Source organism: Lysinibacillus sp. GbtcB16, from assembly GCF_019091145.1.
GTDB lineage: Bacteria > Bacillota > Bacilli > Bacillales_A > Planococcaceae > Lysinibacillus > Lysinibacillus fusiformis.
In genome coordinates this window covers 2,283,905-2,309,501 of sequence record NZ_JAGXJV010000001.1, presented here as the reverse complement: position 1 = coordinate 2,309,501, position 25,597 = coordinate 2,283,905, and the positions used below count along the sequence as shown (strand labels likewise).

The following is a 25,597-nucleotide window of genomic DNA, read 5'->3' as shown; positions in this document are numbered from 1 at the left end:
GAAATGTTCAAAATTCAAGAAATTCGCGAAATTATTAAATTAGTAGATTCTTCTTCAATTGACGAGTTTGTGTATGAGGTAGATGGCGCAAAAGTTAAGTTAAAAAAGAATAATATTGTTGTTACAGAAACTGTAGCACCTAAAAAAGAAGTAGTAGCACCTGTTGTACAACAATCTGCACCAGCAGAAGCTCCAGTAGCAGCACCAGCTAAAGTGGAAGAAGCACCTGCTGCAGCGGCGCCAGCGATTAACGACCCATCGCTACATAAAATTGTATCTCCAATGGTCGGTACTTTCTATCAATCACCAAACCCAGATTCACCAGCTTACGTAAAAGCAGGAGACAAAGTAGGGAACGAAACAATTGTATGTATCGTAGAAGCAATGAAATTATTCAACGAAATTGAAGCAGAAGTGCAAGGGGAAATCGTTGAAGTACTTGTGAAAGATGGCGAATTAGTAGAATACGGCCAACCATTATTCCTTGTAAAAGCTGAGTAAGGAGTGCAAATCATGAAAAAAGTTTTAATTGCAAACCGCGGCGAAATCGCTGTGCGTATCATTCGTGCTTGTAAAGAGTTAGGCATCCAGTCGGTTGCTGTGTACTCTGAGGCAGATGCAGACGCATTACATGTGAAATTAGCAGACGAAGCCTACTGTATTGGACCAAAGCTATCAAAAGATTCTTATCTTAGCTTCCCAGCTCTACTTAGTGTAGCTGAAAAAACAGGTGCTGACGGTATCCACCCAGGCTATGGCTTTGTATCGGAAAACGCTGATTTTGCAGAAGCTTGTGAAAACGCTGGCATTAAATTTATCGGTCCATCATCTGATTCCATTAAAATTATGGGTATCAAGGACGTAGCACGTACAACAATGGAAGCAGCAGGAGTTCCACTTGTTCCGGGTACTGGTATTGTGCCAGATATCGAAACAGGTAAAGAATGGGCTGCTAAAATTGGCTATCCTGTAATCATCAAAGCCACTGCTGGTGGCGGTGGTAAAGGGATTCGTGTAGCACGTACAGAAGAAGATCTTGTCAAAGGTATTGATATTACGCAAAAAGAGGCTGCTGCTGCATTCGGTAACCCTGGCGTATATTTAGAGAAATTCATCGAGTACTTCCGTCACTGTGAAATCCAAATTTTAGCGGATGGCTATGGTAACGTCGTGCATTTAGGCGAGCGTGACTGTACTGTTCAACGTCGTATGCAGAAGTTAGTAGAGGAAGCTCCATCTCCAGCTCTTTCTTCTGAACGCCGTGCTGAAATGGGTGCAGCTGCCGTAAAAGCAGCCCAAGCCTGTGACTATGAAGGTGCTGGAACAATTGAGTTCATTTATGACTATCAAGAGGACAAGTTCTACTTCATGGAAATGAATACGCGTATCCAAGTAGAGCACCCAGTAACAGAAATGATTTCTGGTGTAGATCTTGTACAACAACAATTAAAAATTGCATCTGGTGAAAAACTACCTTTCACTCAAGATGATATTCAATTAAATGGTTGGGCTATTGAATGCCGTATTAACGCAGAAAATGCCTATAAAAACTTCATGCCTTCAGCAGGAACTGTTGATACGTATGTAACGCCAGGTGGCTATGGTGTACGTATTGATTCTGCTGTCTATGCAGGTTATACAATTCCACCATACTATGATTCAATGGTGGCAAAACTTATTGTTCATGCCGATACACGTGAAGAGGCGATTGCGAAAATGAATCGCGCACTAGGTGAATTTGAAGTATCTGGTCCTGGAATCAATACAACCATTCCATTCCACCAAGCACTCATGAACAACGACGTGTTCAAATCAGCACAATTCAATACGAAGTTCCTTGAAGAGAATGATGTATTGGGTGTTGCAGAAAAAGTGAAGTAAGCGTTCGCTATTTGAAAAGCCTCTAACTTTTACAGTTAGAGGTTTTTTGTTTATCTTGAAAAGGTCAGCGTACAGGGACTTCGATTTAGAAGATATGACAGAAGCTATACAGCTACCAAGCTTTGAGGGTACGTTTAAAGAGGAAGATACGATACTGATTACTCCACCAAAGCTAATGATTGATGTAGCTGAATTACATGAGGCTTAGAAAGGTGTAGAAATTAATAGTGATATGTTAATTGTGAAAGAGCAAATGCGTCTTGTTGGGCGTTCGTAAGGCGACAATCAGCGAATATATTTATAACTTTTAAACGTTTCGTAGATAATTTTTTCAAGTGGATTAATCTCACAGTTGATTGTGAGAGCATAGCAAAAGGACTTGCGTGTAATGAGGTTGAATCATACACACAAGCCCTTAGTATGATGGCTATTGTTTTGAATGTCGAATGGTTGTTCATAGTCCCTATTTTAGTTTTTCCAAAACCCTATCAATATCATTCCACACATAGACGTATTCTTCTAACACTTTTCCACCAATATTAATTTGCACCGTTTTCACATATTCCGCTCCGTAATATTCATAGAAAAAACGTGTTTTATTTTCTGCCAATACTTCTACAAATATTGATTGATACCCTTTCTGTTTAAAATACATAAATAACTCTTTCAATAAAAGTTTTCCAATCCTTTTGCCTTGATATTCTTCTAATAGGTAAATCGAGGTTAAGTCACTTGAATTACGTTCAACGTTTGTTTCTCTAGTTGAAGCAACTGCAAAGCCAACAATTTCTCCAATTTCATTTTCAGCGACAAGAACATAATTATCTTCTCTGTTGATATTTCTTTCCCATAATTTTTCTCGTTGTTCATAGGATAATTTATCTAAAAAACTATCAGGAATAATATTTTTATAGGCTGTTCTCCAACTGTCAACATGAACCTTTCCAATACCTTGTGCATCTTGAATTGTTGCTGTTCTAATTTTCATCTTCATTCCCCCATCATATTTCTATCTTTTCCTTAACTAACAGAAAATTCTTTTTATTTAAAAACATAACATATTAGAGTGAGAGTTGATAGTTAAATGGAGATTGCAAATCTTGTAGAAGTGTTCAAAGCGACTTTAGCACCTATGAGCGTTCTTATGATTGATTTGAAAGCATAAAAAGGACTGGCTATGAGATTCATCATTCACGCAAACCCTATTCTTATTAAACTAAGCGCAACAACTATTCCATTCCACCAAGCACTCATGAACAATGACGTCTTTAAATCAGCACAATTCAAAACGAAGTTCCTTGAAGAGAATGATGTATTGGGTGTTGCAGAAAAAGTGAAGTAAGCGATCGCTATTTGAAAAGCCTCTAACTTTTTTTACAGTTAGAGGTTTTTGTTTATACCACTGTATAATTCGGGTAGAGCAGTTGAGGAGGGGGATCAGTATGCCTATATCTAATAAGCTAGTAAGAGATAATATTTTAGAAATAATGGATGCGAAAGGTCTAACTTATCGTGCGCGTACTTTAGAACCAATTGAGCTTTTAACGGAAGTAAAAGCAAAAATGCTCGAGGAAGCTAGGGAGTTTCATGATGCTACTACTGTACAAGATGAGGTTGAGGAATTAGTAGATATTTTAGAGTTAATACATACAACAATTAGTGCACTAGGTGTGAGCTATGAAGAGCTTGAGGCATTCCGTAATTAGAAGAAAATGGAGCGCGGAGGCTTTGACAAGAGGATTTATTTAATAAATGTTGAGGATCCAGCTTCTTTATAAATTAAAACGGCTTTCGACAGCCAAACCTTCCTTTTTATAGTATAATATATGTAAGTACAGCATTTGTTTGTGATGTGTAAGGGAAAGGATGATATTTGTATGGCAGAGAAAGTAGGACAATCTTTCGTACAACCAACACCTTCTGGAAAAGAAGAGCTTGGAAAAATTGAAGTAGCGGCAGAGGTTATCGAGGTTGTGGCAGGGATCGCAGTAAATGAGGTCGAAGGCATTGCTGCAACACGTGGTAATATTGCGACAGGTGTCGTGGAACGTTTCGGTAAAAAAGTACACAATAAAGGGATTAAATCAGGTGTAACAGAAACGGGTGAAATCGCTATTGATGTATTTTGCTCTGTGAAATATGGATATGCCATTCCTAAGGTTGCGAAGGAAGTACAAACACAGATACGCCAAGCTATTTTTAATATGACAGCACTCGAAACTGCAGAAGTAAATGTGCATATTACAGCGATTCATTTCGAAAAAGAAGAAACTGTAGTACATGAATAAAACTAAAAGGATTGCCCGTAGAAGACATATCTGTGGGCAATCCTTTTTTAATTTGGAAATTCATTCATAATATTATATTGTATCGCTGTTCGTTTATAGTTCAATATGCTTTGGTTTTCTCCAGAATAACGCAAGGATGACACCAATCACTAAAACAATTGTGGCAAAGTAATATGGATAGTTCAAATTAATATCGAACAATATCCCGCCTAAAATAGGACCGAAAATATTACCAAGGCTTGTAAACATAGAGTTCATACCACCCACAAACCCTTGCTCATTGCCGGCAATTTTAGATAAATAAGAAGTGACTGCTGGACGAATTAAATCGAAACCAACAAAAATAAAGAATGTGACAAATAGGATGGCGAAATAATGATTCACGATAGTCATAGCAAAAGTTAAGACCGCTGAAAGGATCAGTGAATAGCGAATGACATTAATTTCTCCCATTTTCTTTGTCAGCCAATCAAATAGTAATAATTGTGCCAATGCACCTACAATCCCACTACCTGTAATGATAATGGCGATATCTGATGGCGTAAAGGCGAATTTGTGGTCGACGAATAAACTAAATAATGATTCGAATGCAGCTAAGCCAAATGATAGGACGAAAATAAGGATAAATGGAATGAAATAAAGCGGGCTAAATACTCGCTTGGCACTCCCTAAAATTGATGTTGGTGTATCTTCCTTATCTCCAGCACGTGTTGGTTCCTTTAGTAATACCAATGAAAAGATTGCTGCTACAAGGCCAAGGACACCTGCTGCATAGAAGGGAACACGTGTACCATATTCGGCTAAAAACCCTCCGATTCCAGGACCAATTATAAAGCCTGTACTAATTGCAGCACTCATATAGCCAAGAGCTTTCGGGCGTTGAGATAGTGTTGTAATATCGGCAATATAAGCAGTGACGGCTGGCATAATGAAGGCCGCACTCACGCCACCTAACATTCGAGAAATAAATAGGACTTCAATGGAACGTCCCAATCCAAATAAAAACTCAGAAAGTCCAAAAATAAAAAGCCCTGCAACAATCATGACTTTGCGGCCAATATTATCGACTAACTTACCAGCAATGGGTGACACGATCAGTTGCGTAATAGCAAAGGCTGCCACCATATAACCAACGACAGAGCCTGAAATATGAAGCTCATTCATGATGGTTGGTAAAACTGGAATGACTAAACCAATACCTAAAAAGGCAATGAATAGATTCGATAGTAAAATTGCTAATGTTATATTTTGCTTCTTGCTCATAATGTTCTCCTTTTATTCGTTCACGATACATGAAATTGACATTCTACTAGAATATTTCCATGTATTACGATAAACCCTATAGTAACTATAGGGTCAAAAGATTTGTTTTCAATTTGATGATTTTTTATCAGTTTGGAAATTAATGTGGACAGTTATACATAAAGGGAGATTGTATCTTTATTGTTTTTTTCGAATCTTTAATTCAACAATGAATTTCTTTTCATGCTCTAAAGTAAGGGTTGCGGGCATATACAGTTCATAAACTTGAGATTCAAAAGCTTCAGACTGAGCCATGACATAATTTCTTAATTTTTCATAAAAAGAAAAGTAGGTATCCGGATGGTAGATAAATGCAATACAGACAAATGTACCAGCAGGTATAATGGTTTGTTCAATATTCGACGATAGCTTCGAAAATACTCGCTCTGTTAATAGCGGGGTGAAAATGGCGTCATAAATAATTGCATTCACATTTTCATAGGGAGCGAGCGGATATATACAACCATAGCGACTATTTAATACACTGCCTTCCTTCTCAATAATTTTTGTAAGTGTTGCGTAATATGTATTGGTACTAGAAGTTGGAGTTAATTCGGTAGTTGTCACTTGTAGAATGGGCATGGCTTCCTCTACTTGTATATATACCTCACCAAAGAAGGGGATATCGATTTGTTCCTGTAATTGCTTTTTGGTTTTTAATAACGTGTTTTTTACTTCATTCAAGCGTGAAATTTTAGTATCAATTCTTTGCTCTTGCTGAGCAAAAAAGTCAAGTAGTTCTTCAGACGTTAATTTGAGCGCTTTCTTTATATCCTCTAGAGAAATGCCAATATATTTAAGTGATTTAATGATATCTAAATAGAAAATTTGACTGTCTTTATAATAGCGATAATTGGTATAAGAATCGGTATAAGCAGGCTTAAATAAATCGATCTGATCATAATAGCGTAACGTTTGAATGGATAGATTGGACAGTTTGGCAACCTCACCGATTGTATAATAATGTTCCTTCATAATGGCCTCCACTAATAGTAGCTAAAGAAGTTTCGGATGGCATCAAAGCGAATTTTATGCTTGCACTCTTCGCAATAAAATAGGTGAGCTTTACGTTCTTTCATTAGTTTGTATTGTGCTTCACCTTCTTGGAGCTTGAATGGTTTTTTACAGCTCGTGCAAATAGCTTCATATTGCATTGTGAACACCTCTGTAGATTCTTTCAATTTTCTTTATTATAACATTTTGTGAATTAAACAAGTATTTTGGAATGCTCGAGACGAATTGTTAGATGCGCAAAAAGTTTCTTGAAAAAGGTTTCAGATTATTGAAAACTTGCTTCAAATCGTGTTTCTCGGGCGATTTTATGCTATTATAAACCTTAATGCCACTTAAGAAGGAGAGCTTTACATGAAACGACATGAAGCACGCGAAAAAGCGTTGCAAGTTTTGTTTCAGCTAGACAATACAGATTTAACAGTTGAAGAAGCAATGGGTCATATTAAAGGCCAACCGACAAATGCCTTCTACGAAAAAATTGTTACTGGAACAGCTGAACATTTGGAGGAAATTGATGCTACATTAGAACAGCATCTTGAAAAGTGGTCACTTGCCCGTTTACCCAAAATTGAGAGAACTGTTTTACGCCTAGCTGTATACGAGCTGTTATACATGCCCGAAACACCAAAAAGAGTAGTACTAAACGAAGCAATCGAGTTATGTAAAACATTTGGCGATGATAGTTCATCTAAATTCGTCAATGGTGTACTTTCTAAATTTACAGAACAAGAATAATGTGTTGAATTGGAAGGAGTAACGAAGGTTTATGTCAAGTGCAATTATTAATGGTAAAGAGATTGGTCAAGAAATTCGTAATGCTGTAGCAGAGCGTGTAATTCGTTTAAAAGAGCAAGGGTTAACACCTGGTTTAGCGGTTGTGTTAGTTGGGGACAACCAAGCTTCAGCTACATATGTGAGAAATAAACAAAAATCTTGTGAAGCAATTGGTATGTATTCGGAACTAATTAAATTACCAGAAGAAACGACGCAAGAGGAATTATTAACACAAATTCAACTATTAAATCAACGTGAAGATATTCACGGTATTTTAGTACAATTACCACTTCCAAAACATATTGATGAGGATAAAGTCATCGCGACAATTGCTGTCGAGAAGGATGTTGATGGCTTCTCACCTGTCAGTGTGGGGAAAATGATGCTTGGCCAAGAAACATTTTTACCTTGTACTCCTTTTGGCGTAATGAAGCTTCTTGAGTATTCAGGAATTGAAATTGCAGGAAAACATGCTGTAATCGTAGGACGTAGTCATATTGTAGGTAAGCCAATGGGGCAACTACTATTGCAAAAAGATGCTACGGTAACGTATACACATTCCAAAACGCCAGATTTACCTTCATTTACAAAACAAGCGGATATATTAATTGCTGCTGTTGGACGTGCAAACTTTATTACAAAAGAGCATGTGAAAGATGGGGCTGTTGTAATTGATGTTGGCATTAATCGTGATGACAACAATAAATTATGCGGCGACGTAAACTTTGCTGAAGTAGATGGTATAGCGTCTCATATCACACCTGTACCAGGCGGTGTTGGACCAATGACCATCACAATGTTACTATTCAACACTGTGCAAGCAGCTGAAAATAAGCTTGCTAATTAAATAGCCTTTTCAAGAAGTCATCTCAATATCATGTTGAGATGACTTTTTTATGGATTAATTCCAGAACTTTTATGCTAATGTTGACGTCTAATGTAACGTTTGGGACATACATACTTAGTAGGAGGTTTTTATGGAAAATATCGATATTGTGTTAATTGTGAAGCATATCATTATTGGTCTTGTCCAAGGGTTTACAGAACCAATTCCGGTATCGTCAAGTGGACATGTGATGATTGCCAGCGAAATACTAGGGCTTGGTGAACAAGGGTTTACGTTCGCCATTCTCACTAATACAGCATCGTTACTTGCTATTGTTTATATTTATCGTGAGGATATAGTACGATTGATTTCCCATTTTTTCTTGTACTTGAAAACACGTGAGAAGCGCTACAATGCTGATTTTCGTTTTGCCCTGTATATCATTATAGGTTCTATTCCAGCGGGCGTTTTAGGAGTATTATTAAGTGATGTTATTGCAGACAATGTGAGTATGACGACAATCGCGCTCATGTTGTTTGTTACGGGTGCGGCATTATGGCTGATTCGTAATATGCGTGGGAAGAAAAAAGATGCAGATTTAAGTGCAAAGGATGCCATTATTGTTGGGTTAGGGCAAGCAGTTGCTCTTACACCAGGTATTAGCCGCTCAGGTGCGACGATTATTTCAGCGATTGCAGTAGGTATGAGACAGGATACAGCTTTACGCTTCTCGTTTATGCTTTATATTCCAGTAAGCTTAGGTGGGGTCGTATTAGGAATAACTGATTTTTTAGATGAGCCTAATAAAGGTGCGTTAGCGCTTCCTTATGCAGCCACTTTTCTAGCTACTCTTATTATGACGTACTTTGCCATGCGTTGGTTTATGGGCATTATGAAAAGCGGTAAACTTAGCTATTTTACGTATTACTGTTTTATTGTAGGAACATTATTATTATTATTTTATTAAAATGTAAAGTCTCATAACAACTGTTGTTATGGGACCTTGTTTTGTTATTCATTGAATAGTCAATTTCTATTAGTTAGAACGTGTTGGAATATGTTATAGTTGTTTTTTGATAGATAAAAGACAGGCATTTTTTCTAGCGAAACTGTATTTAAACGCGTCAACACCAGTAAAAAATGTTATGATAGGTGTAGTTTTTGTGAAAAACCTGATCTTAGTAAAGGAGCCGAAAACATGTCCTCTGCTTCTTATTTAACTGTAAAAGCATTAACAAAATATATTAAACGAAAATTTGATGCGGACCCTCACCTACGCGAAGTGTATGTGAAAGGTGAGCTATCAAATGTTAAAATTCATCAATCTGGCCATATTTATTTTACATTAAAGGATGATGGGGCAAGAATCGCTGCCACGATGTTTAAAACCGCTGCCACGAAATTAGCATTCGAACCAAAAGAAGGTATGCAAGTATTTATCCGTGGTGATGTAAACGTTTACGAAGGCTATGGGACTTATCAGCTATATGTCCAAGAAATGCAACCGGATGGTATAGGTAGTCTATTTGTTGCCTTTAATCAATTAAAAGAGCAATTACAAAAAGAAGGGCTTTTTAAATTAGAATGGAAGCAATCGATTCCAAAGTTTCCTGAAAAAATAGGTGTGCTAACATCAACGACAGGAGCAGCGATTCGAGATATTTGTACGACTTTAAAGAGACGTTACCCTCTAGCTGAAATTTTGATTTACCCTACACTCGTACAAGGAGCACAGGCGGCACCAAATATTGTGCAAAACATTCAACGTGCCAATCAAGAGGCAACTTGTCAAGTGTTGATTGTTGGACGCGGGGGAGGCTCGATCGAGGACTTATGGGCATTCAATGAAGAAATAGTGGCGAGAGCTATTTTTGACAGTCGAATTCCTATTATTAGCGCAGTTGGTCATGAAACAGATACGACAATTGCCGATTTTGTTTCTGATTTACGTGCACCTACACCAACAGCGGCCGCTGAGATGGCAGTCCCAGATCAAGCGGAGCTATTCCAACGGGTACTTTCCCAAAAATCTCAAATTCATCAAATGGTTAGGTCGCAACTTATGGCTGAACGACAGCGTCTTAATAAGCTCCAACAGTCTTATCCACTATCAATGCCAGAAAGACTATATCGACCGTTTACTGAAAGATTGGCACAGCTCGAGTCAGGATTGCAAACAGCCATGCAAGTAGATTTGATGAAGAAAAGTGCTCAGCTTCAGCAATTACATAGTACGGTGGCACAACATTCACCAAAAAAAGCACTTGCCTTCCATCAACGGGAGCTAGAAGCGCGCATGCAACAATTAACTCGTGCTACAACGTATTATGTAGCGAAGCAGCAACAACAATTTGAGGCAGCTATTCGAACATTAGAAGCATTAAATCCACTATCCATTTTAACAAGAGGATTTACAGTCGCTTATAAAGATCAACAGATGATTAAATCATCCACTGACGTGCAGAAGCAGGATCATCTAACATTGACTTTCCATGATGGGAAGGTTGTGGCTGAAGTGAAGGATATTTTGCCAAAGAATGAGGGGGAATCGTTGTGACAGAAAAACAACAAACTTTCGCAGAAGCTATGACGGCATTGGAAGAAATAGTTCGCCAGCTAGAACAAGGCGATGTACCATTGGAAAATGCGATTGATTTATACAAGCAAGGAATGGAGCTATCAAAGTTTTGCCATAGTAAGCTGCAGCATGCTGAAGAGCAGCTAGTATCTATTGTCCAAGAGACAGGTGAAAAAACAGCATTTGATCCACTAAAGGGAGAGAATTAGGAAATGAATGAGCCATTAAAGTACTTTATCGAAAGCAACATACCACAAATCGAAGAAACGATGTTTGCACTTGTTTCAAAAATTGATGCTCCAGTAGATTTAAAGGACTCCATGCTATATTCATTAAAGGCAGGCGGTAAACGCATTCGACCACTTTTTGTATTAGCTGTCCTGGAGCTTTACCAAAAAAATTTACAGGATGGTTTAATTGTAGGATCTGTCATTGAAATCATTCATACGTATTCGTTAATCCATGATGACTTACCAAGCATGGATAATGATGATTTTAGAAGAGGCAAGCCAACAAACCACAAAGTTTATGGAGAAGCACTTGCAACACTTGCGGGAGATGCATTAAACACATTGGCGTTTGGTATTTTAGCTCGTATGGAAGTAACGGCTGAAAAGCGGATCGAGCTTGTTCAATTGTTAAGCGTTGCCGCAGGTGCTGAGGGCATGGTTGGTGGTCAAGTACTGGATATGGAAGGTGAGCAGCGTCAGCTTAATTTAACTGAACTGGAACAAGTCCATGTTAATAAAACCGGTGCTTTATTAAGATTTAGTATTGAAGCGGGAGCCGTATTAGCAGATGCATCTAAACAAGACCGTGCTACTTTGAAGGAATATGCCCATCACATCGGCCTCGCTTTCCAAATCCAAGACGATATTTTAGATATCGAAGGAACAACAGAGGAACTAGGAAAAACGGCTGGGAAAGATGTAGCTAGTGATAAGAGTACTTACCCAGCACTTTTAACGCTAAATGGAGCGAAAGAAAAGCTTGCTGAGCATTATCAACATGCTATTAATGCACTCGATCAATTACCAATAGATGCTAGCTTATTACGAGACTTTGCGGCATATATTGTTCATCGTAAAAACTGAGAGAAAATCAAGGCATTGAAGGAAAAGAATATGCTAGAATAGGTGGGAACGTTTACAAATTGTAAACAATGAAGTGCTCGTACTTTTAGCATATTGATAACACTGCTATAATAGTGAAAAACAAATGCGGTGAATATTTTATTGAAAAGGTGTGTGAGAAAGGTGGATTTAAATAAAATAACTAGTCCATCCTTTTTAAAAAACTTAAATAAGAAGGAGCTTGAGCAGGTAGCGCAAGAAATTCGTACCTTCTTAATCGAAAAATGTTCTGTCACAGGTGGACATATCGGGCCGAATTTAGGAGTAGTCGAGCTTACGATCATGTTGCATAAAATGTTTGACAGTCCAAAAGATAAGTTTTTGTGGGATGTTGGCCACCAAGCTTACGTGCATAAAATTTTAACAGGTCGTGCGAGTCAATTTGACACACTACGTCAGTTCAAAGGGCTTTGTGGATTTCCAAAGCGCGTGGAGAGTGAACATGATGAATGGGAAACAGGTCATAGCTCGACTTCCTTATCAGCAGCCATGGGTATGGCAGCAGCACGTGATATTAAAAAAGAACATAACTATGTAATTCCTATTATTGGGGATGGCGCTTTAACTGGCGGTATGGCACTTGAAGCGTTAAATCATATCGGTCATGCAAAAACGAATATGATTGTTATCCTAAATGATAATGAAATGTCCATTGCTCCAAACGTTGGTGCGCTTCACAGTGTTTTAGGTCGTTTGCGTACTGCCAAGGAGTATTCAAAAGCCAAAGAAGAGCTAGAATCACTTATTAATAAAATTCCGGTATTAGGTGGGAAGCTTGCTTCTACCGCGGAACGACTTAAGGATAGCTTAAAATATTTAGTGGTGTCAGGTGTCTTTTTTGAGGAATTAGGCTTTAAATATCTTGGTCCTATTGATGGTCATGATTTTGAAGCATTGGAAATGACATTATCCCATGCAAAAAAAGTGAAGGGGCCAGTCCTTGTTCACGTAATTACGAAAAAAGGAAAGGGCTATAAACCTGCTGAAGACGATACGATCGGTAATTGGCATGGAACAGGTCCTTATAAAATTGAAAATGGTGCCTTTGTGAAGTCCGAAACTAAAGGACCAGCATGGAGTAGTTTAATTGCAGAAACTGTTCGTAAAATTGCTCATGAAGATGAGCGAGTCGTGACGATCACACCTGCTATGCCTGTCGGGTCAAAATTACAGGGTATTCAACAAGACTTTCCAAATCGCTTCTTCGATGTGGGGATTGCCGAGCAACATGCAGCAACAATGGCAGCGGGTTTAGCTACACAAAATATGAAGCCATTTTTAGCGATTTATTCAACATTCCTACAACGTGCTTATGATCAAGTGTTGCATGATATTGCACGTCCTAATTTAAATGTCTTTATCGGTATTGATCGTGCTGGTTTAGTTGGGGCAGATGGTGAAACGCATCAGGGCGTATTTGATATTGCTTTCCTTCGTCATATTCCAAATATGACGATTATGATGCCTAAGGATGAGAATGAAGGGCAACATATGGTTAAAACAGCTATTGAGTACGATGGTGGTCCGATTGCACTACGTTACCCACGCGGTAATGGGATTGGCGTTCCATTAGATGATGAGCTAGTCGCATTACCAATTGGTAGCTGGGAAGTTTTACGAGAAGGAAAAGACGGTTCCATTTTGACATTTGGCACAACGATTCCGATGGCCATGCAAGCAGCAGATATATTAGCGCAGCAAGGGATCGATATCGAGGTGGTCAATGCACGCTTTATCAAACCAATGGATGAGGATATGCTACACCGAATTTTATCCAACCATAAACCGATATTAACCATTGAAGAAGCCGTCCTAAAAGGCGGATTTGGTAGCGGAGTATTAGAATTTGCTCACGACCATGGCTATCTCCATGCAATTGTTGATCGAATGGGTATTCCAGATCAATATATCGAACATGGTAACGTTGATCAGCTGCTCGAAGAAATTCATATGACAGCAGAGGACGCAGCAGCACGTATGCAAGTATTACTTCAACAAAAACAGCAAGTAGGTTTAAATAAATAATGACAAAACAACCAAAAGAACGAGTGGATATTTTACTTGTAGAGCGTGGATTATGTGAAACAAGAGAAAAAGCAAAACGTTCCATTATGGCGGGACTTGTTTTTTCAAATGAAATACGAATCGATAAAGCAGGAGAAAAAATTGCTATCGATGCGCCTCTACAAGTAAAAGGCTCCGATTTAAAATATGTTAGTCGTGGTGGTCTGAAGCTAGAAAAGGCCCTACAAATTTTTGATATGTCTGTAGAAGGGAAGCTAATGCTTGACATTGGCTCCTCTACAGGTGGGTTTACAGATTGTGCATTGCAACATGGAGCAAGACATGGCTATGCACTGGATGTCGGATCCAATCAATTAGCGTGGAAAATTCGGTCAGACGAACGTGTTACCGTCATGGAAAAAACTAATTTCCGTTATACTACGGCAGCAGATTTATCTCAAGGATTACCTGATTTTGCTACAATAGATGTTAGTTTTATTTCTTTATCATTAATTTTACCGGTGTTAAAAACAGTATTGCTACCAGGTGGCGATGTCATGGCATTGGTGAAACCGCAGTTTGAGGCGGGAAAAGATAAAGTTGGAAAAAAAGGTATCGTTCGTGATAAAAAAGTCCATCTCGAAGTATTAGAAAAAACAGCGGCAATGGCCACAGAAATTGGATTTGTTGTGAAGGATGCTTCTTATTCCCCGATAACAGGTGGGGAAGGAAATATTGAATTTTTATTCCATTTAGTGAATCCTATTGGAGACGAAGACATTCCTGCTTATACAGCTTTTAATGCACTCGTTGAAGAAGCGCATAATTCTTTAAAATAACACGTGCTCGCTTATAGAGCCGTGTTTTTTCTTGTGCTTTTTTGTTGAAAATGGTAGTGTGATTATACACATATTTAATTATTTATTAGAGGTGGCTACGATGAATAAAGGACAAAGACATATACGAATTCGGGATATTATTGCGAATCATGAAATTGAAACACAAGATGATTTAGTCGATTTCCTAAAAGATGCAGGCTATAATGTGACACAAGCTACGGTATCACGAGATATTAAAGAACTACATTTGGTGAAAGTACCATTACAGGACGGTCGCTATAAGTATAGCTTGCCCGCTGATCAGCGATTTAACCCAGTGCAAAAATTACATCGCGCGCTAGCCGATGCCTTTATAAGCATTGATGGAGCATCGCATTTTTTAGTGATGAAAGCTCTTCCGGGTAATGCGAATGCGATTGCATCCTTACTAGACCATTTAGATTGGCCAGAAATTTTAGGTACAATTTCTGGAGACGATACCATTTTAATTATTTGTCGAAATGAAAATGAGCGGGAAAATACAAAAAATCGCTTACTAGACATGCTTTAAAAAATGGGGAAATGGATTCAGAGGTGACAATTTGTGTTAAGAGAGCTTAGTATTCGAAACTTTGCTATCATTGAGGATTTGACTGTGAGTTTTTCTGAAGGATTGACTGTACTGACGGGGGAAACTGGTGCTGGTAAATCTATTATTATTGATGCTGTTCATTTACTTGCTGGTGGACGGGGAAATACTGAATTTATTCGTCATGGGGCAAGAAAGGCTGAATTAGGTGGCTTATTTCAAATTTCGAATTCCACGCATCCTGTGCTAAAAAAATTAGAAGAAGCAGGCATTGAAATTGAAGAAGATACAGTTATTTTACGTCGTGATCTAAATGATTCTGGGAAAAGTATTTGCCGTGTAAATGGTAAACTTGTGCCATTATCAGTACTGAGAGAAATTGGTGGGAGTCTCATTGATATTCATGGCCAACATGAAAACCAAGAGCTGATGGATGAAAAACAGCATATCAATTTACTCGACCAGTTTGCAGAAGAGCAGCTGCTGCCTAAACAAAAAATATACAGCGAACAATATGAAGAATATCGATTGCTGAAAAAGGACTTAGCCTCGATTTCCATCGATGAACAATTGATGGCACAACGCATTGATTTGTATCAATTCCAAATAAAAGAGCTAGAAGAAGCCAATTTAAGGCTAGGTGAGGAAGATGAACTTCTTGATGAACGCCGTCGTCTCATGAATTACAATAAAATTTTTGAACGTTCTAGTGCTGCCTATGAGGCCATTCAGGGAGAATCAAAAGGTCTTGATTGGATTGGTAATGCAATGGGTGCCTTGGACGATGCAGTAACAGTGGACGAGCAATTCAAAGAAGCTTCTGAGGCAGTGACAACGGCATTTTATGCGCTACAAGATGCGGCTTATCAGGTCAAAAATGTATTAGATGAATTGGAGTTTGATCCAGCGCGTTTAAATGAGGTAGAACAACGATTAGCACTATTCCAAAATTTAAAACGCAAATATGGCTCGACTGTGGAGGACATTTTAGCGTATTTTGAAAAAATAAAAATAGAGTTAAATGAGCTGCTGAATCGCGATGAAATTTTGCAGGTGAAAGAACGAAGAGTGCTCGAAATGGAATCGGTGCTCAATGAGCTTGCTACAGAACTTTCAACTGTGCGTAAAGCTGCTGCCCAACAGTTAAGTGAAGCCATTATGGCAGAGTTACGGGAATTACATATGGAAAAAGCTAAATTTATTGTCAATTTTGAAGAATTACCATATTTCGATGCAACTGGAAAAGATCAAATTATTTTTTATATTTCTACCAATGTTGGAGAACCGCCAAAATCCTTACCGAAAATTGCCTCGGGAGGAGAATTATCACGAATGATGCTGGCGCTGAAAACCATTTTCTCTTCTTCTAATGGTATCACATCCATCATTTTTGATGAAGTAGACACAGGAGTTAGTGGAAGAGTGGCACAAGCCATTGCAGAAAAAATTGCAGCGGTATCCATTAATTCTCAAGTGCTATGTATTTCACATTTACCTCAAGTTGCTGCGATGGCTGATCATCATTACTTCATTAAGAAAGAAGTTGAGCATGATCGAACATTTACGTCTTTATCAGAAATTGATCAAAATGCTCGAATTGAAGAAGTCAGCCGTATGATGTCTGGAACTGAAATTACAGCTTTAACGCTTCAGCATGCAACGGAGTTATTAACAATGGCAGAAGAGCGAAAAAAACAAATGCGTTAACCATATTCCAGAAACAGTTGAACCTGTTTCTGGTTTTTTTCTTTTTGCACAAATATTTACCGCTTATAAGAATGCCACAACAACACATAGTAAAAAGACAAAAATGAAAAGGAGGTGTCGTATGAATCGTCGTTGGCGTCAATTAGTCATTTTGCCTATGCTCATCTTTTTGTTAGTGATGCCTATACAAGCTTTAGCCGCCAAAAAGCTTATACCGATGGGTGAAGCCATTGGAATCCAACTTCAATTATCACATGTGTTCGTAGCGCATGATGTACTGTTAGCTTCCAATCAGTGGATGAAAGGTGGCGCAGTGATTGAAAAAATTAATGATATACCTGTAAAGTCGCTGGCAGACGCCAAACAAGCTATGGCTAAAGAAGGCCAACAGAAATGGACGATCAATAATGACGGAAAACAAGTGACACTCGAATTACAAAATCAAGAAGCAGAGCATATCATATCCTTTTTAAAAGATGAAACAGATGGAGTAGGAACACTGACTTATATTGATCCAGAGACAAAAAACTATGGTGCACTAGGTCATCAAATTGTCGATTCAACCCTACAAGAGGCCCCTGTATTTAGAGCTGGCTCCATTTTCTTAGCTTCAATTCAACAAATCCGTAAAAGTACGCCTGGCCAACCAGGTTACAAAATATCCTCCATTGAAAAACATCAGGAACGACTGGGTAGTATAGATAAAAATACTGTTTATGGAATTTTTGGCCGTTGGGAAGAAGGCTATCCACAAAGATTACCCAAAGCGATTGAAATTATGCATGAAAAAGATATAAAAACGGGGAAAGCGGAAATATATACAGCCATTGAAGGCCGAAAAGTCGAAACTTTTTCCATTGAAATAACAAAGGTTGAAAATGAACGACTTGAATTTATAGTTTCTGACGAAAAGCTCATTGAAAAAACGGGTGGAATTTTGCAAGGAATGAGTGGCAGTCCTATCATTCAAGACGGTCGGTTTGTCGGTGCTGTAACACATATGTTTGTGGAGGAGCCGAAAAAGGGAGCAGCTCTAACAGTAGCTGAAATGTTAAGGAAGTCTTCTTAAAAAGAGGGATGGCATTTGGTAAAAATCCGCATTTTTCCGCTGGCAGAACAGGTGCCCGCTGGAGATTTGCGGGTTTTTATCTATATGTTAAAAATACCTTGTATTCAACAAGTATTTCTAATAATAAACGAAAGGAGTCATGATATTTAAAAAAACTGTAGTTTTATCTTATTTTTTTATCTAAAATAGGTAATAAGAGCGTTTCGACAGTTTGCCAATATTTAGCGCAACTTGTCGATATAAAAAGAAAGTATCGGACTACATACTCATTTTTGGAAATGAAAAAGGTTTTTAAACAAAAATGTCGAAAATTCCACAGTGTGCCAAAAACGGCATTTAGGGGTTAGGTTAACGCTTTGGAGTGTTCAAAGCAAGTCCAGAAGGAGGAATTGAAATGACAAAGGTAAAAGTAGCGATTGCAGATGATAATCGTGAGTTATTAAAAACAATGGAGCAATATTTCCAAGGACATGCCGAAATAGAAATTATTGCGACGGCTTCAAACGGAAAAGTTTGTCTACAAATGCTTGAGGAATTTACACCTGATGTTTTACTTCTAGATATAATCATGCCTCATCTTGACGGTTTAGCTGTTTTAGAATCGATGTATCAAAATGAGAAAATGTCATCAGTCCAAGTAATTATGTTAACTGCTTTTGGCCAAGAAGATGTCATGAAGCAGGCTGTAGATTTAGGGGCATCTTATTTCATGCTAAAGCCATTTGAATTTGACCAATTAGTGCAGAAGATTTTACATTGTGCTGGACAGAAGGCGACTCTTCCTAAAAAGACAAGCGTTTTACAACCTACCGTCCCTCAAAAATTAAATCAGCATCAATTAGACAGCACGATTACAGCTATTATTAAAGAAATCGGTGTACCTGCACATATTAAAGGGTATTCTTATTTGCGTGAAGCCATTCAAATGGTATTTGAGGATATTGAATTATTAGGATCTGTGACAAAGATCTTATATCCAGAAATCGCGAAAAAATTCAATACGACACCATCACGTGTTGAACGTGCAATTCGTCATGCTATTGAAGTTGCATGGAATCGTGGCAATTATGAATCCATTTCGTCGATGTTTGGCTACACGGTGCATCACTTGAAATCCAAGCCGACAAATAGTGAATTCATTGCTATGATTGCAGACAAAATCCGCATCGACATGATGGCTAGCTAAACATATAATTTTTATCAATAAACGATAGAAAAACTGATATAGCAATTATACCTCGAGTTTTTATAACGCCATTTTTAGACAGTGTGACCACTGTTTAGAAAGGCGTATTTTTTTGATGGGTATCTATTATCTTATGAGCGATGATACTGATGTAATGGAGAAATAGGTGATCAAAAATGAAAAGTGTCAACTTTCAATTAGATGGAATGGACTCTATAGAAATTACACAACTAGAGGAACATTTATTTGAAGTCCGACTCGTATTAGACGGTAAAATAAGTATGCAATATATGAGTAAGGAGGAATTGGGACAGCTTGGCGCGACCTTTCAAATTGGAAATATTAAGAGCTATCTTGAATAAAGAGCCTTAATATCTGATAATTTTATAGTTCTAAAGACTCTTTATTGTTTAATTTTTATGACGATCCTATCCTATAATATATAGAGTAGGATTACTGTTTGTTCAAATTATCCTAATAGAATAACCTTCTATTTAAGGTTGATTTTATTAAAAAAATTAAATAATAAACATTTTTTTAGTATTTTACACCTATTAATATTTATTGGAAATAAAAAATAGTTGGATGTTTTAATGATTAAGTAGTACTATTTTCTTTCTCGTTAGTGACAATGGTCTCTAAACAAATGTAAGTGGATTGTATATACTTACATATAGAGGGAAGGAGGAGGTAGCTTGATTCTAGTTCGAAATGAAAACTTCGAAATTTCTGAAGAGAATGGCAAGGTATTTATGCTTACTTTTAGTGCCGGATTTCCATTAAAAGAATTTGATAGCATACTACGTAGTCATCCGCGACTTAAATTATCTAATTTTTCAATTTTAAAAAATGTGCTGTCAACTCAAAACACAAGTCCAGTAGAAATTGGCCGCTGGCTTCCAAATATAGAAGCTGAAATTGCCCGTGATAAAATGTCAGCCTCTATTTTTATCTATGAAACAAACGAATATATGGCAAATCATAAAGAAAAGCTAACACAGCAAGTACAAGAAACACTTGCGGAAAATGAAATAGTGCATGGAATATTAGATTTTGATATTTCGAAGGCTGAACCAGGAAAAGCATTTTTAATTGCACAGGGGCAACCACCTATAGCAGGCACGGATGCACAAATTACATACTTACCTAAACCGGAGCGAAAACCGGTCATTCGTGATGATGGAAAAGCGGATTACTTTGATATGAATTTTATCTCAGAAATTTCAGAAGGCTCATGGCTAGGTGAAAAGATTCCTGCTACATTAGGTAAACCAGGGAAAAATGTACTAGGTGAGGTAGTGGCTGCTGCACCAGGACGAGATTTTCCTATCCGATATGATACAAAATCAGCATATGAAGTGGAAGAGGACGGAAAAATTGTGATCCGCTCGAAAATTGCTGGTGTTCTAGATGATGTGAAAGGTATGATTGGTGTAAACAGACACCTACCTATTAACGGTGATGTGGGCGTTGAAACAGGAAATCTAGAATTTAATGGTTCTCTTAGTATTAAAGGGACCGTAACAAATGGCTATACGGTTATTGCAACTGGCGATATTTCTATTGATGGTGCTGAAGGTGTAAGCGGTGCCAAACTAATTAAATCCATTGAAGGCGATGTTTATATTCGCGGTGGCATTTTTGGTCTAGGCTCAACAGTTGTGGAAGCGGGCGGCAATATTTTTGTCAAACATGTCAATGAAGCAAATTTATTTGCGGCGGATAGTATCCATATAGGCTTCTATGCATTAGGTTCACAACTTTCAGCTCATTCTATTTTCGTAGACGAACGAAAAGGTAAAATTATTGGAGGACGTGCTGTAGCTAAAAATACAATTGTCACTGCCATATCAGGTAACCGATTGGAACGTCGAACGGATTTGATTATTGAAAGTGTCAATAAACAAGAGAATAATTCGATGATGCAGGAAAAAGCTGTACAGCTTAAAGAGTTACAATCAGAAATTGCAGCCCATGAGTCCAAAATGAAAAGCTTATTACCATTCCTCAACCAAATGTCTAAAGAACAAACAGCGTCCTTTGAAGAGACCAAGCAGGCTTTAACAAAATTAAAGGCAGAAGCTGTTACATTAGATCGAGAAATTAAACTGATAATGGACGAAATGCGTCATATAGGAAAAGAAGAGATTATTGTCACAAAGGAAGCGCATCCGGGAACATATATTCAAATTGGTAAAAAATCATCTTTATTAAGCAAAATGACCAATGGGAAATTTCTACTGGAGTTTGGTGAGTTAAATGTCTAATTCGTCCTATATTCCAGTGTTTGCACATCGAGGGGCTTCGGCCTATGCGCTTGAAAATACCTTTAAAGCCTTCGAAAAGGCATTGGAGCTGGGGGCTGATGGCATTGAGTTAGACATCCAATTTTCAAAAGAGGGATGTCCAATCGTGTACCATGATCCACAATTGTCAAGATTAGTAGGTATCAATAAACTGGTGAGTGATTGTACGATGGAAGAGTTATTGCGTTTTAAACTCGGAAAGCCTTGGAGGCGTCTTTTTTCATCGGCTAAAATGCCAGCATTTGATGCAGTTTTAGCATGGGCTAAAACAAATAAGCTCCCTTTAAATATTGAATTAAAATCAACCATTCTAGACAATCAAAGTGGGCTAAAAGATTTTCTTCAAGGGCTCTCATTACCAACAGGGAGCCACTTCTCATCATTTCATTATGAATTACTGGAAATGGTGAAAAAACATAGGCCTGAATATGAAACAGCTCTAATAGCCACAAAAAAATTAAAATGGGATTTGTTAGCTGATTACAAAGCGGCAGATACTGTTCATATGCATAAACGGTACTACAAACCAAGATATTTAGAGGCATGTGTTACAAGCGGCAAAGCCTGTCGTTTTTATGCCATTGATGGTAATGAACCGTTCTTAACGAATCCGCACCATGCTGTGTTAGGTTGGATTACGGATTATCCTGATAAAGTCATCACTACACAGCAGCGAGTATAAAAATAGCTATCCAGTAAGCCCATGTGACTTATTTGGATAGCTATTTTTATTTTTTTTGGAAGCGAGGTGCTACTTTTCCATTTTTGCGGTCACGATGTAGTAAAAATCCTGCGAAAAAGCCGAAGCCTATCACAAAGAAAATAACACCCACTACAAATTGTAGCCATAAAAATGGGAAAGGCGAAAGAAGCTTTCCAAATAATGTATCACGCATAAATTTAATGCCGCCTGCAGCCATAAGACCTGGAATAAGCATTACAATAAATGCAGCTAAACGGGCCATGTATACCCCTCCTTATTCCTATGATTAATTGTACCTGTGGATGGGGGAATGTCAAGAAAGGGTAGGAATCAATATCATATTTATTCCTCAAAGCTAGGCAGGGCATAAAGTGGTTTTTGTTACTGAATGTTTAGAAAATTCTTACTTAAATAAGAATGTGTAATAATAGTTGCGAAATTGTGAATTTGTCAGTATTGTAAAAATAAGTGGAGCAATATTATCCATTACTAAACAATTTTTTTCTTCCTGTATAAGGGTCTAAACACCTACAGTAAAATGGGGCTCGGTTTTTTGCTGAGAAGAGGACAATAAGGGAAAGAATTGTTAGATAAAACTTGATTGGGACGGGCATTTGGGGATGCACTTTCCAAAGCAAAGGGGCGAGTTTCATGGAAATCTTCAAGTATATGGAAAAGTATGATTATGAACAATTGGTATTTTGCCAAGATGAAGCATCAGGGTTAAAAGCGGTTATCGCTATCCATGACACAACACTTGGACCAGCATTAGGCGGTGCACGTATGTGGACATATGCTTCAGAGGAAAATGCAGTGGAAGACGCATTGCGTTTAGCACGAGGCATGACTTACAAAAATGCGGCAGCTGGTTTAAACCTTGGCGGTGGAAAAACGGTCATTATCGGTGACCCATTTAAAGATAAAAACGAAGAAATGTTCCGTGCATTAGGTCGTTTCATCCAAGGCTTAAATGGCCGTTATATTACTGCAGAAGACGTAGGTACAACGGTAACAGATATGGATTTAATCCATGAGGAAACAGATTATGTAACAGGAATTTCACCTGCATTCGGTTCATCAGGGAATCCATCTCCAGTAACGGCGTATGGTGTTTATCGCGGTATGAAAGCGGCTGCAAAAGAAGCATTCGGTTCAGAATCATTAGAGGGATTAAAAATTTCTGTACAAGGTCTAGGAAATGTAGCTTACAAGCTTTGCGAGTATTTACATAATGAAGGGGCAAAACTTGTTGTAACAGATATCAATCAGGCAGCAATTGATCGAGTTGTAAATGACTTTGACGCAATTGCAGTAGCTCCAGATGAAATTTACGCGCAAGACGTTGATATTTTCTCACCTTGTGCTTTAGGTGCTATATTAAATGATGAAACTATTCCACAACTAAAAGCAAAAGTAATTGCTGGATCTGCTAATAACCAGTTAAAAGATTCACGTCATGGTGATTACCTCCATGAATTAGGGATTGTCTATGCACCAGACTATGTGATTAATGCTGGTGGCGTTATTAACGTTGCGGATGAATTATATGGCTATAATCGTGAACGTGCTCTGAAACGCGTTGACGGTATTTATGATAGTATTGAAAAGATCTTTGCTATTTCAAAACGAGATGGCATTCCGACATATGTGGCAGCGAATCGTTTAGCTGAAGAACGCATTGCGCGTGTGGCGAAATCTCGCAGCCAATTCTTAAAAAATGAAAAAAATATTTTACACGGTCGCTAATATACAAGGTTTGAAAATTTGGAGAAGTCGCATTGTCGACTTCTTCTAATTTTACCAACAATTAAGAGCATCGTTGTAGTAAAGCTAAAGTTCTTCTTAAGCAAGAATAGACCGTAAGCTAATTGATAGGGTGCTTGTTTAATAGATAGAATACTTTAGCACTTTTCTCAAAAGGGGGAATAAACATGGCTCAAAATTATGATGTTGTCATTTTAGGTGGAGGTACAGGCGGTTACGTTGCGGCCATCAGAGCTGCACAACTAGGCTTGAAAACAGCTATTGTAGAGCGGGAGCGTTTAGGCGGAACATGCTTGCATAAAGGTTGTATTCCAAGTAAAGCCTTACTTCGAAGTGCAGAAGTATATCGAATGGCTAATAAAACGGCTAGTGAATATGGTGTCGATATTGAAGGTGTAACACTGCAATTTGACAAAGTTCAAGCTAGGAAACAAGCAATCGTTGAGCAATTAAGCCAAGGTGTGAATACACTGATGAAAAAAGGTAAAATAGATGTTTATCATGGTACAGGACGAATTTTAGGTCCATCTATTTTCTCGCCAATGCCAGGAACGATCTCGGTAGAAATGTCTAATGGGGAAGAAAATGAAATGCTTGTACCGACAAATGTTGTCATTGCAACTGGCTCAAAGCCGCGAGGTATGGCCGGATTAACAGTTGATGGTCAATATGTGATGAATTCAGATCATGCGTTGGAGCTTGATCATTTACCAAAATCATTGTTAATCGTTGGCGGTGGTGTCATTGGTATTGAGTGGGCATCTATGCTTTGCGATTTTGGCGTATATGTAACAGTTGTAGAATACGGACCAACTATCTTACCTGCAGAAGATGCAGATATTGTCAAAGAAGTAACAAAGCAGCTTGAAAAGCGTGGAGTTCGCATTGTGACAAATGCTCGTTTAGAGGCAGATACATTCAAAATAGAAAATGATAACGTTTTCATTTCTGCCAAAGTGAATGATCAGGAAGAAGTCTTTGAGGCAGATAAACTTTTACTTTGTGTAGGTCGTGAAGCCAACACGCAAGATATTGGTTTGGAAAATACAGAAATCGAAGTGGAAAATGGCTTCATTAAAGTGAATGATTCTTATCAAACGAAGGAATCACATATGTATGCCATTGGGGATGTGATTGGTGGCTTACAGTTAGCACATGTTGCTTCTCATGAAGGACTGTCAGCGATCGAGCATATCGCGACAGGTAAAACCGAGCATTTAAATGATCTGAACGTACCTAAATGCGTTTATTCATATCCTGAGGTTGCTAGCATCGGTTTAACAGAAGTTGCTGCCAAAGAGCGAGGCCTTTCATTAAAGATCGGTAAATTCCCGTTCAAGGCAATTGGTAAGGCATTAGTAAATGGAGAAGCAGAAGGTTTTGTAAAAATTATTGCTGATGAAGAAACAAATGATATTTTGGGTATTCATATGGTAGGGCCGCACGTGACAGATTTAATTGGAGAGGCATCCTTAGCTAAGTTATTGGATGCAACGCCATGGGAAATTAGTCAGGCAATCCATCCACATCCTTCATTAAATGAGGTATTAGTGGAATCTGCTTTAGCAGTTGATGGTCGTGCTATCCATTTTTAAATTTTTCTGAATTTCATAACTAACGTATCCAAATGTGGGGATATAGGATAAGATAGTTAT

The 25,597-nt window shown here is 38.0% G+C and carries 27 protein-coding genes; 22 read left to right on the top strand and 5 right to left on the bottom strand.

The genetic code is table 11. The features are described 5' to 3' along the window. The first annotated feature begins 3 nt into the window (after positions 1–3). Positions 4–501, top strand: coding sequence for an acetyl-CoA carboxylase biotin carboxyl carrier protein (gene accB / locus KVT27_RS11765; protein ID WP_012295084.1), 498 nt, complete (start codon positions 4–6; stop codon positions 499–501). Positions 502–513: 12 nt separating this feature from the next. Further along, positions 514–1,881, top strand: coding sequence for an acetyl-CoA carboxylase biotin carboxylase subunit (accC, locus tag KVT27_RS11760; protein ID WP_008179874.1), 1,368 nt, complete (start codon positions 514–516; stop codon positions 1,879–1,881). Positions 1,882–2,344: 463 nt separating this feature from the next. On the opposite strand, the gene KVT27_RS11755 is transcribed toward accC, so the two are convergent. After that, positions 2,345–2,869, bottom strand: a complete 525-nt coding sequence (locus KVT27_RS11755) for a GNAT family N-acetyltransferase (RefSeq protein WP_217581332.1) — start codon at positions 2,867–2,869, stop codon at positions 2,345–2,347. 189 nt (positions 2,870–3,058) lie between these two features. Between KVT27_RS11755 and KVT27_RS11750 the strand changes: the two genes are divergently transcribed. The 3 genes from KVT27_RS11750 to KVT27_RS11740 all read left to right on the top strand — a co-directional run bounded on the left by KVT27_RS11750 (position 3,059) and on the right by KVT27_RS11740 (position 4,169). Continuing rightward, the gene (locus KVT27_RS11750) at positions 3,059–3,223 is read left to right on the top strand and encodes a hypothetical protein (RefSeq protein ID WP_196244012.1); all 165 of its coding nucleotides are present in this window, start codon (positions 3,059–3,061) and stop codon (positions 3,221–3,223) included. A gap of 100 nt (positions 3,224–3,323) precedes the next feature. Next, positions 3,324–3,587: a nucleoside triphosphate pyrophosphohydrolase gene (locus KVT27_RS11745; RefSeq protein ID WP_217581331.1), complete on the top strand. Its 264-nt coding sequence runs from the start codon at positions 3,324–3,326 to the stop codon at positions 3,585–3,587. A gap of 171 nt (positions 3,588–3,758) precedes the next feature. Further along, positions 3,759–4,169 (top strand): Asp23/Gls24 family envelope stress response protein, encoded by a 411-nt coding sequence (locus KVT27_RS11740; RefSeq protein WP_036126940.1) that lies wholly within the window; start codon positions 3,759–3,761, stop codon positions 4,167–4,169. A gap of 93 nt (positions 4,170–4,262) precedes the next feature. Here the strand turns inward: KVT27_RS11740 and KVT27_RS11735 are convergent, their stop codons facing one another. The 3 genes from KVT27_RS11735 to KVT27_RS11725 all read right to left on the bottom strand — a co-directional run bounded on the left by KVT27_RS11735 (position 4,263) and on the right by KVT27_RS11725 (position 6,625). Next, on the bottom strand, positions 4,263–5,432 hold the full coding sequence (locus tag KVT27_RS11735) for an MFS transporter (protein ID WP_036126938.1): 1,170 nt from the start codon (positions 5,430–5,432) through the stop codon (positions 4,263–4,265). 177 nt (positions 5,433–5,609) lie between these two features. Then, a complete protein-coding gene (locus KVT27_RS11730; RefSeq protein ID WP_036148986.1) occupies positions 5,610–6,446 on the bottom strand; it encodes a MerR family transcriptional regulator in 837 nt (278 codons plus the stop codon). Positions 6,447–6,457: 11 nt separating this feature from the next. Next, the gene (locus tag KVT27_RS11725) at positions 6,458–6,625 is read right to left on the bottom strand and encodes a DUF2197 domain-containing protein (RefSeq protein ID WP_144422574.1); all 168 of its coding nucleotides are present in this window, start codon (positions 6,623–6,625) and stop codon (positions 6,458–6,460) included. 211 nt (positions 6,626–6,836) lie between these two features. On the opposite strand from KVT27_RS11725, the gene nusB reads away from it, so the two are divergent. From nusB to KVT27_RS11650, 15 genes are all read left to right on the top strand, one after another. Next, positions 6,837–7,220 (top strand): transcription antitermination factor NusB, encoded by a 384-nt coding sequence (gene nusB / locus KVT27_RS11720; RefSeq protein ID WP_008179889.1) that lies wholly within the window; start codon positions 6,837–6,839, stop codon positions 7,218–7,220. Positions 7,221–7,251: 31 nt separating this feature from the next. Then, a complete protein-coding gene (gene folD, locus KVT27_RS11715; protein WP_036126934.1) occupies positions 7,252–8,106 on the top strand; it encodes a bifunctional methylenetetrahydrofolate dehydrogenase/methenyltetrahydrofolate cyclohydrolase FolD in 855 nt (284 codons plus the stop codon). A gap of 130 nt (positions 8,107–8,236) precedes the next feature. Then, positions 8,237–9,052, top strand: a complete 816-nt coding sequence (locus KVT27_RS11710; protein WP_008179894.1) for an undecaprenyl-diphosphate phosphatase — start codon at positions 8,237–8,239, stop codon at positions 9,050–9,052. Positions 9,053–9,283: 231 nt separating this feature from the next. Next, on the top strand, positions 9,284–10,642 hold the full coding sequence (gene xseA, locus KVT27_RS11705; RefSeq protein WP_036126933.1) for an exodeoxyribonuclease VII large subunit: 1,359 nt from the start codon (positions 9,284–9,286) through the stop codon (positions 10,640–10,642). Next, the gene (gene xseB, locus KVT27_RS11700; protein ID WP_036126931.1) at positions 10,639–10,872 is read left to right on the top strand and encodes an exodeoxyribonuclease VII small subunit; all 234 of its coding nucleotides are present in this window, start codon (positions 10,639–10,641) and stop codon (positions 10,870–10,872) included. Before xseA ends, xseB begins: the two co-directional genes overlap by 4 nt. Before the next feature lie 3 nt (positions 10,873–10,875). Further along, complete coding sequence (locus KVT27_RS11695) at positions 10,876–11,757, top strand: polyprenyl synthetase family protein (RefSeq protein ID WP_025116086.1); 882 nt, start codon at positions 10,876–10,878, stop codon at positions 11,755–11,757. 162 nt (positions 11,758–11,919) lie between these two features. After that, complete coding sequence (gene dxs, locus KVT27_RS11690; RefSeq protein ID WP_036126930.1) at positions 11,920–13,821, top strand: 1-deoxy-D-xylulose-5-phosphate synthase; 1,902 nt, start codon at positions 11,920–11,922, stop codon at positions 13,819–13,821. Beyond that, on the top strand, positions 13,821–14,639 hold the full coding sequence (locus tag KVT27_RS11685; RefSeq protein WP_036126928.1) for a TlyA family RNA methyltransferase: 819 nt from the start codon (positions 13,821–13,823) through the stop codon (positions 14,637–14,639). The genes dxs and KVT27_RS11685 overlap by 1 nt, the downstream gene beginning before the upstream one ends. Positions 14,640–14,739: 100 nt before the next feature. Further along, entirely contained in the window at positions 14,740–15,189 is a 450-nt protein-coding gene (gene ahrC, locus KVT27_RS11680; protein WP_008179906.1) for a transcriptional regulator AhrC/ArgR, read from the top strand. A 33-nt stretch (positions 15,190–15,222) separates the two neighbouring features. Then, positions 15,223–16,914 (top strand): DNA repair protein RecN, encoded by a 1,692-nt coding sequence (gene recN / locus KVT27_RS11675; protein WP_150907184.1) that lies wholly within the window; start codon positions 15,223–15,225, stop codon positions 16,912–16,914. A 121-nt stretch (positions 16,915–17,035) separates the two neighbouring features. Continuing rightward, entirely contained in the window at positions 17,036–17,983 is a 948-nt protein-coding gene (locus KVT27_RS11670; protein ID WP_008179909.1) for a SpoIVB peptidase S55 domain-containing protein, read from the top strand. Positions 17,984–18,377: 394 nt separating this feature from the next. After that, on the top strand, positions 18,378–19,169 hold the full coding sequence (gene spo0A, locus KVT27_RS11665) for a sporulation transcription factor Spo0A (RefSeq protein WP_008179911.1): 792 nt from the start codon (positions 18,378–18,380) through the stop codon (positions 19,167–19,169). A 176-nt stretch (positions 19,170–19,345) separates the two neighbouring features. Then, entirely contained in the window at positions 19,346–19,531 is a 186-nt protein-coding gene (locus KVT27_RS11660) for a hypothetical protein (protein ID WP_036126923.1), read from the top strand. A gap of 333 nt (positions 19,532–19,864) precedes the next feature. Further along, positions 19,865–21,436, top strand: coding sequence for a flagellar assembly protein A (locus KVT27_RS11655; protein ID WP_008179917.1), 1,572 nt, complete (start codon positions 19,865–19,867; stop codon positions 21,434–21,436). Beyond that, positions 21,429–22,157 carry a glycerophosphodiester phosphodiesterase gene (locus KVT27_RS11650; RefSeq protein WP_036126921.1) on the top strand — a complete coding sequence of 243 codons (729 nt, stop codon included), beginning with the start codon at positions 21,429–21,431 and terminating at the stop codon, positions 22,155–22,157. Before KVT27_RS11655 ends, KVT27_RS11650 begins: the two co-directional genes overlap by 8 nt. Before the next feature lie 46 nt (positions 22,158–22,203). On the opposite strand, the gene KVT27_RS11645 is transcribed toward KVT27_RS11650, so the two are convergent. After that, positions 22,204–22,440, bottom strand: coding sequence for a DUF2627 family protein (locus KVT27_RS11645; RefSeq protein ID WP_008179922.1), 237 nt, complete (start codon positions 22,438–22,440; stop codon positions 22,204–22,206). Positions 22,441–22,829: 389 nt separating this feature from the next. On the opposite strand from KVT27_RS11645, the gene KVT27_RS11640 reads away from it, so the two are divergent. Further along, positions 22,830–23,924: a Leu/Phe/Val dehydrogenase gene (locus tag KVT27_RS11640; RefSeq protein ID WP_008179924.1), complete on the top strand. Its 1,095-nt coding sequence runs from the start codon at positions 22,830–22,832 to the stop codon at positions 23,922–23,924. A 185-nt stretch (positions 23,925–24,109) separates the two neighbouring features. Next, the gene (gene lpdA / locus KVT27_RS11635) at positions 24,110–25,537 is read left to right on the top strand and encodes a dihydrolipoyl dehydrogenase (RefSeq protein WP_217581330.1); all 1,428 of its coding nucleotides are present in this window, start codon (positions 24,110–24,112) and stop codon (positions 25,535–25,537) included. Positions 25,538–25,597 lie beyond the last annotated feature (60 nt).